Here is a 15762-nt window from a genome sequence, read left to right on the forward strand (position 1 = left end):
CTGCGTAAAGTGGGGCGCTGGGATTGCGCTCGTGCTGGCGGTCGCGGTCGGTGGGTACCTGTACTTCAAGCTCGACGAAGAGATCACCCACTTCGCGCAGCAGTACCTCGCCGCGCAGTACGCCGACCTGGACGTGCGGGTCGAGGCCGCCCGCTACGTGCCGGGCAGCGGGGTCATGATCACCGGCATCCGGGTGGCCGAGCCGCAGGTGGGCGCCCCGGCCCGGCCGCTGCTCACAGTGCCCGAGCTGCGTCTGGTCGGCTCGATCGACGTCGAGGCCCTGACCACCCGCAAGCCGAAGATCGAGCGGATCGAGGCGATCCGGCCCGAGCTGCACGCCGTGCGTCTGGCCGACGGCCGCTGGAACCTCGAGCGGCTCCGCCCCACTGCCGAATCCGACGGACCGGCCGGCGTGCCGCTGCACATCCACGGCGCCACGGTCGTGGTGTCCGACGCCGCCAAGCCGGACGCCGAGCCGATCACGCTCCGCAACGTCGACCTCAAGCTGACCACCGGCCCCGCCGCCCCCGGCGCCGCGCCCGGAGTCGAGCGTGTGAAGATCGAGGGGCAGGCGCAGGACACGCTCGCCCAGCTCATCAAGGTCAACGGCGCCGCCGACACCGACGGTGGGCGGCTCGACGTCACGATCGACGTGTCGCAGCTCGGCCTCACCACCGGGCGGCTGATGGCCGCGCCGGGGCTGTCGCCGCTGCTGCTGGCCGGCGCGACGGTCGAAGCCATGGTCGACGCCCGCACCACCATCAAGCGGCTCTCGCCCGCCGGCCCGCTCGACTGGAAGTGCGACTTCAAAGTCAGCAAGGGCACGCTCGCGCACCCGCTGATCCCCAAGCAGATGACCGAGGTCGAGCTCCGGGGAGACTGCGACCCGGCCGGCGTCCGCATCGAGCAGGCCAACGCCAAGAACGGCGGCGCCGAGCTGAACGGCGCGCTCAACATGCTGGGCTGGGGCCCCCAGGCCCGCGCAGCCGGCTGGCTGCGGGCGCTGAAGCTGGAGCTCAACTCGGACCTCTACCGTTCGCTCCCCGACTCGCTCAAGCGTTCCTGGGACCGTTTCGACCCGACCGGCGAGGTCGACGCGCTGGCGTACTTCTGGACCTCGCCCGGCCGCATCTGGTCGGACGTGAAGCTCGACGGACGGAACCTGACCTTCGAGGACAAGAAGAAATTCCCGTTCCGGCTAACGTCGGGGACCGGCTCGCTCCGGTTTGTCGACAAGCAGGCGAAGGAGCAGTCGCGGCTGACGGTGTCGATCAGCGCCGAGGCGGACGGACGGCCGGTGCAGATCGGCGGCGAATTCCAAGGCCTCCCCCAGCCGCCCGAGCGGCGGGGCGAGTGCCCGGTAGGCTACCTGAAGGTGACCGGCACGTCGCTGCGGGTCAGCCCGCGCCTGCTAGCAGCGCTCCCCGACAACGCCCGCGGCGTGGTGCAGTCGCTCCGCCCGGCCGGCGAGTTCGGCGTCACCTGGACGATGCGGCGGGACTCGCTGCAGGAGCCCGAGCCGACCTTCGCCACCGACCTGGTGATCCACGACGGCGCCATCCGCTACGACAAGTTCCCCTACCCCATCCGCCGCCTGACCGGCACGGTGCAGCAGCGCGACAAGCGGTGGACGTTCTCCGACCTACGCGCCCGCGGCGACGGCGGGGTCACGACCCTCACCGCCGCCGGCACGTTCGACGCGGCGGCCACACCGCCGCGGCTGGACCTGCAGATCAACGGCGGCGGCGTCCCGCTAGACGAAACGCTCCGCGCCGCCCTGCCCCCCCCCCAGCAGCAGGCGTGGGCCGCGCTGCGCCCTAGCGGGCGGGTGTCGTTCGAGTCGCGGGTCGGCTACTCGGCCGGCGACCCGGCCCCGCAGATCAACCTCACCGCCCGGCCGGTAGGCGACACCGTTTCCCTGATGCCGACGTTCTTCGAGTACGGGCTCGAGGCGCTGCAGGGGGAGTTCGAGATCACCGACGGCGAGGTCCGCTTTGTTCAGGCCCGCGCCCGACACGGCCCCACCCGGCTGATGTCCGACGGGCACTACCAGCGTGACGAGCAGAACGGCTGGCGGTTCGACCTGGTGAACCTCAACGTCGAGCGGCTGGCCATCAACTCCGACTTCCGCGCTGCGGCGCCGCTCGAGCTCAAAAAGGTAATCGACTGCCTCGAGCCCCAGGGCGGCGTCGGCGTGCACCGGGGGCGGCTCACCTTCGCGCACAATGGCGACCCCGCACGGCCGGTGCAGGCCAACTGGGACCTGTTCGTCGACTGCCTGCAGCTGGACGTTAACGTCGGCGCGCGGGTGGACGACGTCAACGGCACCGTGCGCGTGGTGGGGGACAGCGTCGCCGGCCGCTCGTTCGGCGAGCTGCAGCTCGACAGCCTGCTGTGGAACGGCATGCAGCTGACCAACGTCACCGGACCACTGTACTGCGACCGCAGCATCTGCCGCCTGGGCCGCGGGGTCGCGGACCTGCAGCGCGGCCAGCCCCGGCCCATCACCGCCCAGGCCTACGGCGGCGTCGTGACGATGGACGGGCACGCCGTGCACGGCGCCCTCGCCAAGTACGGCATGGGCGTCACGCTCAAGGCGATCGACCTCGAGCGGCTCAGCAACGACTACCTGCACAACACCGCTGGCATGACCGGCAAAGTCGATGGCCAGGTCACCCTGCAGGGCACCGGCAACAAGATCTACGGGCTGACCGGCAGCGGCCACCTCGAGGCGACCGACGCCGACCTCTACGAGCTGCCGCTGCTGGTGTCGATGCTCAAAGTGCTCCGCAACCGCCCGGTCGACTCCACCGCGTTCAACACCGTGACCACCGACTTCACGATGCGGGGCGAGCACATCCAGTTCCAGAAGCTGGACCTGGAGGGCGACGCCATCAGCCTGTACGGCCGCGGCGAGGCGAGCCTCGACCGCCGCCTGAACCTGGTTTTCCACACGATGGTCGGACGCAACGGTTTTGCGGCGCCGGTGCTCCGCACGCTGGCCGGCCAGGCAAGCGAGCAACTGCTCAAGATCAAGGTGACCGGCCTGATGGAGGAAGCGGTCGTAACGCCTGAGACGCTGCCCCTTGTGAGCAACGTGATCCAGCAGCTGCAGCAAGACTTCAGCCCCCAGCCGCTCACCCGCCCCGCCCAGCTGCCCGGCTCGGCCGCCCAGAGAAGGTAGACCCCACCGAAGAATTCTCACCGAATGCGCACCCTGGAAACGTAGAGTAGAGAGCCGGCCGCTCGCCCCACTGGGCAGCCACCGCCCGGCCCACCGCTAACAGCCAATCGCTCCGGAGGACACGTTCCATGAGCATCGGACCGTTAGGAGGCGTCATCGGCAGCGCAGCCGGGGCGCCACTCTCGCAGACCAAGGGATCGGAGACCGAACGCGCCGCCCGCGAGGGCGCCGCGCAGGACAACCGGGTGGCGTCCGAGAAGCACGCCGACGCGGCGTCCGGCATTGGCACCACCGAAGAGGACCAGGGTGCCGAAGACCGCGACGCCGACGGCCGCCGACTGTGGGAAGACCCCGCCGACGACGACGGCGAGCAGGACGAGCACCCGACCGAAGAGCAGCCCGAAACCCCGCCGCAGCCAACCGACAAGCGGGTGAAAGACCCCAAGGGCGAAGCGGGGAGTCGGTTGGATCTGTTAGGGTAGGCCACGCGTACTACTCTGACGCGGCAGCGAGGACTTGCGCCAGCGCCACTTTCTCGTAGCCATCGTCGCCAGACTGTGGAGACTGTGCGGCAGGTCGTCAACTCTGTGGCGAGCCTGGCTACGGCCGCGGGTTCGGCCACGAAGCGGGGCTCGCCGGGGTGCCGCTGGGGGGGTAGGTCGGCGCCGCGGGCTGCTGGGGCCAGCCGCCAGCGGGGGCGCCGCCCGGGTTGGAATTGGGCCAGCCGCCCGCGGCCCCGGCGACCGGCCACTGCTGACCCGCCTGCGGCTGCGGTTGACCGGGCTGCGAAGCATGCTGCTGGGTCGGCCAGATCGGCTGCTGTTGCTGCGGGGGCATCGTCGGCGCCTGCGTCCCGCCGCCGTTCTGCAGGCCCTGCTCGATCCGCTGGATCACCGGGGCAATGACGTCGTGCACCTCGGGCGGGACCACCGACTCGGTCTTGTCCAGAGCCACGGCGATCGTGCGGCCCGACTTGGTCGACAGGATCCACTCCTTCTGCCCCTGCGGCAGCAGGGTCACGGCGAAGAAAGTGATCCCCACGCACCACAGGGCACCGCGGGCGGCGCCGATCAGCGCGCCCATCTGGTGGTCGAAGCCCTCCATCTTGACCTTGTCGATCGCGCCACGGACGACCCGGAAGCCCATCCAGATCACGAACGATGTGCCGATGTAGATCACCAGCATCGCGATGAACTTGTTCCACGGCGCCGAGTCGCCGAACATCGGCGCCATCTGGTCCGCGAACTTGAGCGCCACGAAGTAGCTGGCGATCAGCGACCCCAGGTAAGCGAGCTGCCAGGCCATGCCCTTGGAGTAGCCGTGCAGCGTCAGGCCAGCCATCACGGCGATCATCAGGAAGTCGTACGGCTGCATCGGCGGAGCGGGTCGTGGCGGGTGCGGGCGGTAGGGGTTGGGCGGGGAAGTATACCCGTCGGGCGCCGGGCGGCGAATATCAACCAGGCCCGGCGGCCGCGGCGGGTGCTGGCGCCGCATGCGAAACCGGCGTTGTGCGACCGACCCGCAGAAGCTACCCTCGCGCGAGAACACCCGCCAGACGGACCAACCCGAACCACGGAGCGGTCGGCGGCGTAACTAGGGCGGGTCCGCGTTGCGGCGGCGCCACGCGGCGCTTGTGATTCGTGTTGCCCCGCCGCCACGCGACCGCGTAAGATCGGAATACCCTGAAAAGTGAGCGTGCCCGCGCTGACTGGCCTTTTGACGAAACCCATGGACGGACCGACGCCAACGCGTCGATCCCCCTTGTACGCTCGTCGAAGGGTCACGCGTCCGCGTGACCGCCGCATGGAGGGGACGCCGCGTAACAGGCCCTGCCGACAGGAGTCGGCGATTGAGGGCCGGGACACGGCGAAAGTGGTTGATGGATCTGCCACGCGACGCACCGCGGGGCCGCCCACTGGGTCGGCCGGTGCATCAGAGCGGTTTGTATTCAGTCACACCACGCACAACCTTCGTTAGACTCGCCCCGCAGAACCAACCCGCGGGGCAGCGGCACATCGGGGAGCAAGAGACATGCAGATTCACGGCGCCACCCACGTTCACGGACCCCAGGGCCTGGCCGGCCCGCACTCCAACCGCCCCTCGCAGGGCGCGTCGGCGCCGCGGCCGCAGACGGTCGACCAGCTGGATATCTCGCCCGAGGCGGCGGCCGCTTCCGGCGCCGGCGAGGTCCGTACCGACCTGGTCAACAGCCTAAAGAGCCAGATCGCCTCCGGCGCCTACGAGACGCCCGAGAAGCTCGACGCCGCCCTCGACCGCCTGCTGGACCAGATCGGCTAGGCCCCGAAAGCGGGGGGCCGCCCGGCGGGCCCGACGCCTTCGGTTGTTCAAACCTTGCCGCCCATCTAGACTGTAAGTGTCGCCCCTTTCGGGCAGTTTGCAGTCCCGCGGCCGCTACCCTGCCGCCGCGCACCCCAGACAGGCAGCATGGCAGAGGACCTCTCACAAGACTTTTCGCTGGGCGAAGTGCAGGTCGCCTCCTCCCCGCAGGAGCGGTTCGAGGAGTACCTGCAGAGCAAGGGCCAGCGGATCACGCAGCAGCGTCGGGCGCTGGTGGAGTGCGTGTTCGAGAAGCACGAGCACTTCGACGCCGACGAGCTGCTGGAGATGGTCGCGCGCCACGCCGAGGGCGCGTCGGTCAGCCGGGCCACCGTCTACCGCACGCTGGACGAGCTGGTCAAAGCCGGCCTGCTCCGCAAGATGGACCTGGGCGGCCGCGCAGTCTACGAGCACGACTACGGCTACCCCCAGCACGACCACCTCTACTGCCAGCAGTGCCACAAGCTGATCGAGTTCCGCAGCGAGGAGCTCATGGAGATCCGTGACGCCGTGGCCGCCAAGCACAGCTTCCGCGTCACCGGCCACCGGCTGATTGTGTCGGGCGTGTGCGAGGAGTGCAGCCAGAAGCGGCACCGCCGGCACTCGCCGCTCGACCTCATCTGAGCGGGCCCGCGCCGATGGAGACCGTCCTCATCACCGGCGCCAGCTCCGGCATCGGCCGAGAGCTCGCCAAGCTGTTCGCCGCCGACGGTGCCCGGCTGGTGCTGGTCGCCCGCCGCGAGCAGCGGCTGCACGAGCTGGCCAACGAGCTGCGCCGCGACCACAAGACCGACTCGATCGTGATCGCCAAGGACCTGGCCGACCCGGCCGCGCCGCGCGCGCTGTTCGACCACCTGGCCGCCGAGCAGGTCGAGGTAGACGTGCTGGTCAACAACGCCGGCTTCGGCGCCCTCGGCCGGTTCATCTGGCTGCCCCCCGACCGGCAGACCGCCATGGCCCAGCTGAACGTGGTGACGCTGACCGAGCTGACCCGGCTGTTCATGCAGGGCATGGCCAACCGGAACCGGGGCGGCGTGCTGAACGTGGCGTCGACCGCCTCGTTCCAACCCGGCCCCTACATGGCCGTGTACTACGCCAGCAAGGCGTACGTGCGGTTCCTCAGCGAGGCCCTGGCCCACGAGTTCCGCACCACCGACATCACGGTCAGCTGCCTGTGCCCCGGCCCCACCGAGACCGAGTTCGGCGCCGACTCGGGCATGGAGTCGACCGCGCTGTTCTGGTCGACCATGACCGCCGAGCGCGTCGCCGCGATCGGCTATCACGGCTTCCGCCGCGGCAAGCGGGTTATCGTGCCGGGCCTGCTGAACAAGATCGGCGCGTACGCCGTCCGGTTCACGCCCCCCCTCCTCGTGCGGACGCTGATCGGCAAGATCCAGCACCCCAAGGACTAGGCGCCGTTCGCTGCGGCGTCCCTCGTTAGCGCCGCCGCAGACGCAGCCGGCCCGCCGCCCCCGCAGCCCTACACCCTCAGCTCGTCGCCGCCGGCGGCCTGCTCGCCCAGCCGCGCGAGAACCGGCTCGACCACCTCGGCCAGGAACTCGTCGACCTGCTCCGGCGCGCGGCCCACCAGGCCCGACGCGTCGACCGCGGCGTCGACGTCCACGCCGGCGAAGGCCGGGTCCTTCCGCAGCCGGTCCAGCAAGTCGTTGTCGCCGCCCTCCTGCTTCACCACCGCGGCGGCCGCCTGGCTGTGCTGGCGGATCACCTCGTGCAGGTCCTGGCGGTCGCCGCCGGCGCGGACGGCCTCCATCAGCAGGTTCTCGGTGGCCATGAACGGCAGCTCGGCCGCCAGGTTCCGCTCGATCACCTTCGGGTACACCACCAGCCCGCTGGCCACGTTGTGGTAGATCGACAGCACCGCGTCGATCCCCAAGAACGCCTGCGGCAGCGACAGCCGGCGGTTGGCCGAGTCGTCGAGCGTGCGCTCCATCCACTGCGTGGCGTGCGTGTCGGCGCCGTTGGCGGTGAGGCTCATCACGTAGCGGGCCAGGCCGCAGATCCGCTCACTCCGCATCGGGTTCCGCTTGTAGGCCATCGCCGAGCTGCCAATCTGGTGCTTCTCGAACGGCTCCTCCAGCTCCTTGCGGTTGGCCAGCAGGCGGATGTCGGTGGCCGCCTTGTGGCAGCTGCCGGCCAGCCCGCCCAGCGTGCTCAGCACGTGCGTGTCGACGCCCCGCGGGTAGGTCTGCCCGGTGACCGCGTAGGTCTGGTCGAAGCCCATCTTCTGCGAGACCAGCGTTTCCAGCTCGCGCACCTTGGTGTGGTCGCCGTCAAACAACTCCAGGAAGCTGGCCTGCGTGCCGGTGGTGCCCTTGGTGCTGCGGGCGCGGAGGGTCGCCAGGCGGTGCTCCACCTCCTCCAGGTCGAGGATCAGGTCGTAGCACCACAGCGTGGCCCGCTTGCCAACCGTGGTCGGCTGGGCCGGCTGCATGTGGGTGAAGCCGAGGGTCGGCAACGCGCGGTGCTCGCGGGCGAAGTCGTCCAGCGCCCGGATCACGGCCACCAGCCGGTCGCGCACCAGTTCCAGCGACTCACGGATCAGGATCAGGTCGGTATTGTCGACCACGAAGTTGCTGGTCGCGCCGAGGTGGATGATCGCCTTGGCGCCGGGGCACTGGTCGCCGTACGCGTGCACGTGGGCCATGACGTCGTGCCGCAGCTTCTTCTCATAGGCGGCGGCGTTGTCGAAGTCGATCTGGTCGACGTTCGCCCGCAGCTCGTTGAGCTGCTCCTCGCTGATGGGCAAACCGAGCTCGGCCTCGGCCTCGGCCAGCGCGACCCACAGCCGCCGCCAGGTGCTGAACTTCTTCTGCGCGCCCCACAGGGCGGCCATCTTGCGCGAGGCGTAGCGGGTGATCAGGGGGTTGTCGTAGTACTCGGACATTGGGTTGGCTATGGGCTGTTGGCTGCCGGCTGTTGGCTATGGGAATGCGGTTACATGTTCGTCAAATCGTCCTCGCCGCGGCTGCCGACGATCGCGTCGAGCGCGGCGCCGATCGCGCTGGCCTGCTCGGACGTGTGGTCCTTCCGCAGGTAGATGCGGCACGCGCGGTGGGCCAGCGGCAGCTGCTTGAACAGCTGGTCGTCGGTCAGCGGGTACACCTTGCCGGTAGCCGGGCTGTACTGGAAGTTCTGCCCGGCGGTGGCCGCCAGCGCGTCGGGCCGGTAGATGTGCCGCGGCAGGTCGATCTGCATCGGCAGGTCGCGCATCTCGCCGGGCAGCTTGCCGCGGAGCACCTGCTCCAGCACGTTCTCGTCGGCGAACACGCTGGTCTGCTCGCTCTCGCCCTCGCGCACGGTCTGGTTGCGGTCCTCGACGCAGACCCAGTCGACCTGCCGCTCCAGCAGCCGGTCCCACCGCTGGCCCAGCGAGCGGGTGGCTGGGTCGTCGAACTTGCTCCACCGCGACACGTCGATCAGCAGCGACCACTCGGTGAACCCGCGGTAGTCCTCCAGGTGCTCCAGCGGGTTGCCGGGGAACAGCAGCTCGCGGCTGTCGCGGAACAGGCCCTCGAGCGTCTTGTCGATCGCCCGCACGGTGCGGTGGAAGTAGACCGCGCGGAACAGCTCGCTCTTGGTCTGCACGAACTTCAAGAGCGCGTTCATCCCCTTCTGGTGGATGGTCAGCCCGCGGTCGCTGAAGAAGCTGTACCGCAGCAGCCGGTCAAGGTCGTACGCCCGCGAGCTGTAGCCGGACATGTACGCGTCGCGGAGCACAAAGTCCATGTTGTCCACGGTGTACAGGCCGCAGAACAGGCTCCGCAGCAGGATCAGCCAGCGGGGGTGCTGGTCGGCGTCGTGCGTTTTGGGCCGCATGATCAGCGTGGCCACCTGCGCCGGGTCGAGCGACTCGCCGTCGGCCATCCGGGTGTTGGGGCACTCCCGCACGCCGCGGAGCAGCTCGCCCAGCTCGTGCTCGATGATGTGCGCGCCCAGCACCTCGTGGTTCAGGCCGTAGTGCGGCTTCAGGAAGTGCGCGTCGAAGAAATGCCCGAACGGCCCGTGGCCGACGTCGTGCAGCAGGGCCGCCATGCGGGCCAGGCACTCAACATAGCCGCGGCTGGGCACGTCGCCGTGGCAGACCTCGTGCAGGCTGGGGTACAGCGCATCGACCGTGCGGCTGGCCATGTGCATGGCGCCCACCACGTGCTGAAACCGCGTGTGCTCGGCCGAGGGGTACACCCACCAGGCGGTCTGCAGCTGGTGGATCTGCCGCAGCCGCTGCAGCCAGGGGTTGTCCAGCAGCGTCCGCTCCGACACCTCGCCGGGCGGCACAATCGACGTGAACGGGATGTACCCGTGCACCGGGCAGTGCAGCAGGCTCTCGCGGGTGAAGTCCTTCATCCGAGGTATTTTGAAGGGGGAAGGCGGACGGCGGAAGGGGGAAGGGGGAGCGGTTGGCGGCGCCTAGCGGCCGGTTGGAAGTTGGAGATTGGAAGTTGGCGGCCGACGGCAACCCGAGCGCCCCCCCAGCCGACGGATTACATCCGGCGGAGACCCCGGGGTTGGGTCGGTCCGCCAGGAGAGCGTACACCGGGGCATCCGACGGATGTAATCCGTCGGCTAGGGGGAAGTTGTAGTGCCGCGTCCCGCTACGCTTGCCGTCCGCCCAAAGTAAACCCTGGCCGATCGCGTCCGCAACGCGCCGACCACGGTCCACAGTGCGCCGGCGAGAGAGCCCAGCACAGCGACTGCGACGCTGTAGGCCCACAACGCTGGGTCGAATTCTCCCGGAACGCCGCTCACCCAGACGCCGCCGATGCCGATCCCGGCCCACACCTCGGCCACGATCACTGCCACAGCGGAGAGCACCACCAGCGTGAGGAGCATCGCGCCGACCGCCGAGAATAACGACGCCATCGCCGCGGCGATCGGGCTGCGCTGGGCCACGCCTGCCAACACAATCAGCACCATTGCCAGCGGTCCGAGGTGCACCACCAGAAACCCGGTGGACCCCCCGTAGTCGGCTAGGTTGCGGAGCAGGTTGGCGGCTACCACCATCGCGAACAGGCTCAGGCAGCCGATCGCCAGCTTTACGCTGCCCGGCATGCGGCCATCGGCCGCAACCTGCGCGTTGTCAGCGGCCGCCTCCGGCGAGGCGTACGGGTTTCCTGAGTCATCCGGCATGAGCCGCACTCTACCTGCGTGCGTTCGCCCCGCCGCCCGCCTGGGTTTTGTCCGAATCGTTTTGTCCAAAAACACGAGCGAAGGGGACAAAACTCTGGGCGCATTTTCACCTTGCTGTTGAGTTCACGCTGCTACAGCAGGGTTTCCTTATCGTGTCCGGGAAAGTCGCCGGGGGGTTTTGTCCGATTCGCGGTGGCGCAACGCGACCAAACGGACAAAACCCGATGGCCTCGAGTGAGTCTCCGCGACCGCGCAGCAGCGAACCGAGGCGGCCGCCGCCATTCAAGCGGGCCGCTCGGTGAATTGCACCTAGCTGCACCCCCTCATTGGACCACGGCGGGTGGCCGGTTTCTACGACGAACTGGCGAGGAACCTGCCCTCAGTAGCGGCGGGAACCGCGGGCGGACTCGGTGGAGGACCACCGAGCGACGATCTTGCGGCCGGGAAACGGGAACGAGTTGCAAACAGGGACTGGGGCAACGCAGTGTCGCGTCGTGCCTGCCCTTCTTTGCAATATGGTATCGGGCTCGTCGCAACTACCACTCGCCGGGGCACTGGCGGCAGCGAAGCACCAGCGGGCGGCGGCTCGCCACTTTAATCTTCGTTGATCCGCACGCCGGGCAGACCCGGTCGAAGTACCTGCGAGCCGAGAGGCGTCCGAGCGACACAAACGCGGCCCAGTAGCTGGCAGACACGGCGGCGCCAACAACCAAGAACGAAAGGAAGTCGAAGTTCCGCAGCCGCGAGAAGACCACCGGCGTTTGCCCCACGGCAGAGATCGTTCGGACCAACTCATCCAACGCCAACCAAGCAAGCAGCGCAAGGCCAAGCGCGGTCAACCCGCCGAAGGCGGCCGTGAGGAGACGTGCGTTGCCCCACGCCAGCCGCTTGCCGAGGGCGATTCCGTAGACCGCAATCCCATTGGCCGCCAGCAGGATCACCAGCAGCCAGGCGACCTCCCCCTCGGTCGCCAGGATCCGGAGCGTCGTGAGCGCGAACACCGCGGCCCCCGCCGACAAGCACCACAGCGCCAGCCGCACGCTAGTCGGCATGACGCCGTCCCACGCTGGCAGCGGCCGGGTGGAAGGCGCATCCTCTGACCTCGGCGCGGCGAACGGGTTGTCGATCTCGTCAGGCACGCAAGCAATACACCCGTGAGGTTGACGGAATGAAGCGGTCGGGCGGCGCGGGTTGCTCGTAGCCCCCGGCTCTGCCGGGAGATGATCACACTGGAGTGGTTGACCTGCAGCAATCCCCCGGCAGAGCCGGGGGCTACGGGGTGGCTAGTACGTTCGCGTTGGCGTGGTGGGCTATTCGCCCAGCAGCTGCTTGGCGATTTCCGGCAGCCGGTCGGCCTGGGTGGGCAGCTCGTTTAGCAGCTTCTCGACCGAGTCCCGCGCGTCGCGCAGCGAAGTTGTCTTGGCGGCGAGGTCGTTGTGCGCCCGCACCTGCAGCATCCTGGCGTCGATCTCAGGGATCAGGTTCGTGGGCGACTCCCCCTCCCCTTCGGCCCGCATGTCGGCCAGCGCGGCGGCGGCGCCCTCTTGGTTGCCGGCCAGCAGCAGCAGCTCGGCCAGCAGCAGGTAGGCGTCCGTGCGGGCGGGCGACGGCTCGAGCTCCTCCGCCAGGGCGGAGACCAGCTGCGTCGCGGCGGCGTCGTTCCGGTCGGCGGCGGCCAGCAGCCGCGCGAGCGCGATCTTGGCGGCGGCGCGCTGCTCGGCGGAGGGGAGGTCGTTGACCTCGGCGGCGTACCTCGCCAGCCGTTCGTCGAGCAGCCGCTCGATGAGCTCGCGGCGCCAGTCGCGGTCGGCGTCTGGTCTCGGGTCGAGGCTGGTGATGGCCGCCAGCCGCTCCTCCGCGTCCGCGGCCCGCCTCTCGAACCGCGCGCGGTCCTCCTCCGCCTGGATGATCAGCCCGTTGCGCTCGGCCAGCTGCTCTTCGATCCGCTGGTTCTTGAGGCCGATCACGACCGCGGCCGTCGGGCCGGCGACCGCCAGCACGGCGCCCAGCGCGATGGCCGACGCCAGCGCCGGGTTGCGGCGGGCCCAGCGGGCGGCGTGGCCCAGCTTCGAGAGCGGCCGCGCGTTGATCGGCTGGCCGGCCAGGTACCGCCGCAGCTCGTCGGCTACTTCGGCGGCGGCCTGGTACCGGCGGTTGGGGTCCAGCTCCATGCACTTCAGGCTGATGGTGGCCAGGTCCTCGGGCACGCCGCGGTTGAGGGTGCGGGGGCTGGGCGGGTCGGCCGTCAGGCGGCGCTGGATCTGGGCGGCGGCGTTGCCGCGGAACGGCAGCTCGCCGGTCAGCAGCTCGAACAGCATCACCCCCAGCGAGTACACGTCCGTGCGGCGGTCGGTCCAGTGGCCGTGGCCGCGGGCCTGCTCGGGCGACATGTAGGCCGGCGTGCCGAGCACCTGCCCGTCCATCGTCATCGTGACCTCGCCCGCGTCCCGCTTGGCCAGGCCGAAGTCCATCAGCCGCGGGCGGCGGGAGTAGTCGAGCATCACGTTGGACGGCTTGAGGTCGCGGTGCACCACGCCCTCGGTGTGCGCGCAGTGCAGCGCGTCGGCGACCACGGCGCACAGCTCGGCGACCTCGCGGGGCGGCTGCGGCTTGCGGGCGGCCCACTCGGACAGCGTCACGCCGCGGACAAACTCGCTGATGATGAACAGCGTGTCGCCCTCTCGGCCGACCTCGAACACCGGCACGATGTTGGGGTGGCGGAGCTGCGCGGCGGAGCGGGCCTCGCGGAGAAACTGCTCCACCTCGCGGGTGCTGAGCCGGCCCTTGCGGGGGATCTTCAGGGCAACGATGCGGTGCAGCTCGGTGTCGCGGGCCTTCCACACGGTGCCGAACCCGCCCACGCCCAGCCGGCTGAGCAGCTCGAACCGCCCGAGCGTGTCGAGCGCGTGCTCCGCGTCCTCGTCGTCGGGCGAGCCGACCAGGCTGAACTGGCTGCCGCACGACTCGCACTCGACGTCGTCGACGGGCGAGTCGGCCAGCAGCTCGACCGCGTTGCTGCAGTGGGGGCAGCGGATGTGCAGCCCGCGAGACTCGGTGGGGCGCTGCTTGCCGCGGCCGGACTCGCGGCGGGTGGCGCGGCTGGATTCTCCCGACGCCAGCATCACGTCCGACGCGCCGCCCGGGCCAGGCCCCACGCCGTCCAGCGTGGGGAGCTCGGCCAGCAGCGGCACCAGCTGCGGGTGGATCTCGGCCAGGCGGGCGTCGTCGACGCGGCGGCCGTCGGCGTCGCGGCGGTGGTGCAGCTCGATCGCCCACAGCTCCGCCAGCACGCGGAGCGTGAGCTGCGGCGGCGCCTGGTCGAGGAACCCCGCGATGTCGGGCGGTGGGCCGTCAGTCCAGGCGAGCTCGAACCGGTCGCAGATGCCGTCGACCAGCTGCTCGACGTCGAGTTCTGAGGCGGAGTCTTGGGCCATGACGAGCGGGACAAAGGGGGCGGCGACCGTCCCTATTAAGGCCTACGCGGCGGCCCAACGCCAGGGCTGAGGCGGCCGGCGGGACCCAATCGGGGCGATTCTCCCCGCCGCGACGCGTGCTGGGCCGCGTTCGGGCGACCAACCTGCAAACCCTTCTCGTCGATCAGCATCCGATCTCCTTGCCAACGAGCGAGCTATGAAACCTCGAGTTGTGTCGCTGTTCCTTTCCGCCGCGTTGGCGTGTGTTCCCCCCGCGATCGCCGCCGAAAGCGACGCCGCCCAGGCCCCAAACCCGATGCTCACGGCGCGCGTGATGGTGGTCAACAGCGACGGCGATCCGGTCGCCGGCGCCACGGTCGCGCCGTGGGCCATCCGGTCCGACCTGGGACACGGGAGCTGGGCGCCCGACGGCCAAGGCCGGAGCAAGCCGCCGGTCGTCCAAACCGACGAGCGAGGCCTGGCGGAGTTCGAGTACCCCAAGTACGCGGCGCCGTCGCGGCAGATCCCCTGCCTGCAGCTCTCCTGCCGCGTCGAGCACCCCGACTACGCCGACACCGTCTACAACGAGGTGCCGGTCCCTCAGACGGACGGCCCGGAGCGTATTGAACTGGCCAGGGGCGCCGAGGTGCGGATCGCTCCGCTCGACGAAAACCTCGAGCCGGTCACCGACGGCGTCCACGCGATGTGGTGCGACAACTCGTACTGGAGCTCGTCCGCCCGCGCCAGGACCGACGGCGAGGCGATCGTGCTGCCGAGGCTGACCGCCGGCGCCGAGCTGGTGCGGCTGGTCCGTATCGAGGGGGACCAGGCCACCCACTTCAGCCCGCCGTTGCCGTTCCTGCTGGCCGACGGCCAAGCGGTTGAGCTGATGGAGTCGCTGCAGCCGGCGGCATCGGTCCAGGGACGACTGAGCGACAACGTGCCCCGCCCGGTCAAGAACGGCCGTGTCGCGGTGGTGGTGGCAGCGAAGGCGCCGGGCGAGAACTGGGAGACGCTCTACTGGAACGACTGGGCGCCGGTCGCCGAGGACGGGACCTTCACCCTCACGGGGCTGCCGCCCGGCGAGCCGCTGCAGCTGATCGGCCTGTGCGACGGGTTCATAGCGGCCTCGGGCGACGCGCCGGAATTCGCCGACGACAACGAGCGGGACCTGCGCGAACGCCGCCTGGAGGCCCGCGGCCTGGCCGACTTCCACCTGCCGCAGGTGTTCGACCTGCCGCAGGAGGGCGAGGCCGAGCTGACCGTCGCGATGAAGCCGACCGGCCGGTGCGAGGTGCGCGTCCTGGACGCCGCGGGCGCCCCGCTCGCGGGCCTGCAGGCCGAGACCTGGCCCAACGTGAAGTGGTGGAACGGCGGCAGCCAGATCTACTGCTCGCCACTGCGGCGGACGGCCGCCCTGATCGACCAGATCAACGAGGCGGCTTGGAGCCACGACGACGGCGCTGAACGCTACGGCCGGCTGTTCTCCGGCGTCACCGACGAGGACGGCCGGGTGACCCTCACCGGCCTGCCGCTGGGCGGGCACAACTTTATCGTCACCGAGCCCCGCGGCGGGGTGCACCGCTTTGAGCAGCACGAGGGGAAGCTGACCGCCTCGGCGGAGGGGACCAGCGTGGAGGTGACCATGGAGCCGCTGCCGTAGCCCGCCCGCCCGCCCGC

At 70.0% G+C, this 15762-nt stretch carries 12 protein-coding genes; 6 read left to right on the forward strand and 6 right to left on the reverse strand.

Annotated elements, in window-relative coordinates:
* Window positions 1-31: 31 nt before the first annotated feature.
* Window positions 32-3184, forward strand: coding sequence for an AsmA-like C-terminal region-containing protein (locus KOR34_RS17145; protein WP_146566434.1), 3153 nt, complete (start codon window positions 32-34; stop codon window positions 3182-3184).
* 128 nt (window positions 3185-3312) lie between these two features.
* Window positions 3313-3666: a hypothetical protein gene (locus KOR34_RS17150; protein WP_146566436.1), complete on the forward strand. Its 354-nt coding sequence runs from the start codon at window positions 3313-3315 to the stop codon at window positions 3664-3666.
* 118 nt (window positions 3667-3784) lie between these two features.
* Here the strand turns inward: KOR34_RS17150 and KOR34_RS17155 are convergent, their stop codons facing one another.
* Window positions 3785-4558 carry a CvpA family protein gene (locus KOR34_RS17155; protein WP_197531517.1) on the reverse strand — a complete coding sequence of 258 codons (774 nt, stop codon included), beginning with the start codon at window positions 4556-4558 and terminating at the stop codon, window positions 3785-3787.
* A gap of 657 nt (window positions 4559-5215) precedes the next feature.
* Between KOR34_RS17155 and KOR34_RS17160 the strand changes: the two genes are divergently transcribed.
* The 3 genes from KOR34_RS17160 (at window position 5216) to KOR34_RS17170 (ending at window position 6933) form a co-directional block, all read left to right on the forward strand.
* The gene (locus KOR34_RS17160; RefSeq protein ID WP_146566439.1) at window positions 5216-5482 is read left to right on the forward strand and encodes a flagellar biosynthesis anti-sigma factor FlgM; all 267 of its coding nucleotides are present in this window, start codon (window positions 5216-5218) and stop codon (window positions 5480-5482) included.
* 147 nt (window positions 5483-5629) lie between these two features.
* Window positions 5630-6145: a Fur family transcriptional regulator gene (locus tag KOR34_RS17165; protein ID WP_146566441.1), complete on the forward strand. Its 516-nt coding sequence runs from the start codon at window positions 5630-5632 to the stop codon at window positions 6143-6145.
* A 14-nt stretch (window positions 6146-6159) separates the two neighbouring features.
* Window positions 6160-6933, forward strand: a complete 774-nt coding sequence (locus KOR34_RS17170) for an SDR family NAD(P)-dependent oxidoreductase (RefSeq protein WP_146566443.1) — start codon at window positions 6160-6162, stop codon at window positions 6931-6933.
* A gap of 68 nt (window positions 6934-7001) precedes the next feature.
* Here KOR34_RS17170 and purB read toward each other — a convergent pair whose 3' ends face one another.
* From purB to KOR34_RS17195, 5 genes are all read right to left on the reverse strand, one after another.
* Window positions 7002-8426 carry an adenylosuccinate lyase gene (gene purB, locus KOR34_RS17175; RefSeq protein ID WP_146566445.1) on the reverse strand — a complete coding sequence of 475 codons (1425 nt, stop codon included), beginning with the start codon at window positions 8424-8426 and terminating at the stop codon, window positions 7002-7004.
* A 50-nt stretch (window positions 8427-8476) separates the two neighbouring features.
* Window positions 8477-9886, reverse strand: a complete 1410-nt coding sequence (locus KOR34_RS17180; protein WP_146566447.1) for an HD domain-containing protein — start codon at window positions 9884-9886, stop codon at window positions 8477-8479.
* Between the two features lie 219 nt (window positions 9887-10105).
* On the reverse strand, window positions 10106-10669 hold the full coding sequence (locus KOR34_RS17185; protein WP_146566449.1) for a hypothetical protein: 564 nt from the start codon (window positions 10667-10669) through the stop codon (window positions 10106-10108).
* 536 nt (window positions 10670-11205) lie between these two features.
* Window positions 11206-11808, reverse strand: coding sequence for a hypothetical protein (locus tag KOR34_RS17190; RefSeq protein ID WP_146566451.1), 603 nt, complete (start codon window positions 11806-11808; stop codon window positions 11206-11208).
* A 171-nt stretch (window positions 11809-11979) separates the two neighbouring features.
* Entirely contained in the window at window positions 11980-14103 is a 2124-nt protein-coding gene (locus KOR34_RS17195) for a serine/threonine-protein kinase (RefSeq protein WP_146566453.1), read from the reverse strand.
* Window positions 14104-14299: 196 nt separating this feature from the next.
* On the opposite strand from KOR34_RS17195, the gene KOR34_RS17200 reads away from it, so the two are divergent.
* Complete coding sequence (locus KOR34_RS17200) at window positions 14300-15745, forward strand: hypothetical protein (protein WP_146566455.1); 1446 nt, start codon at window positions 14300-14302, stop codon at window positions 15743-15745.
* Window positions 15746-15762: the final 17 nt, after the last annotated feature.

Origin of the sequence: Posidoniimonas corsicana (genome assembly GCF_007859765.1) — a bacterium.
Classification (GTDB): Bacteria; Planctomycetota; Planctomycetia; order Pirellulales; family Lacipirellulaceae; genus Posidoniimonas; species Posidoniimonas corsicana.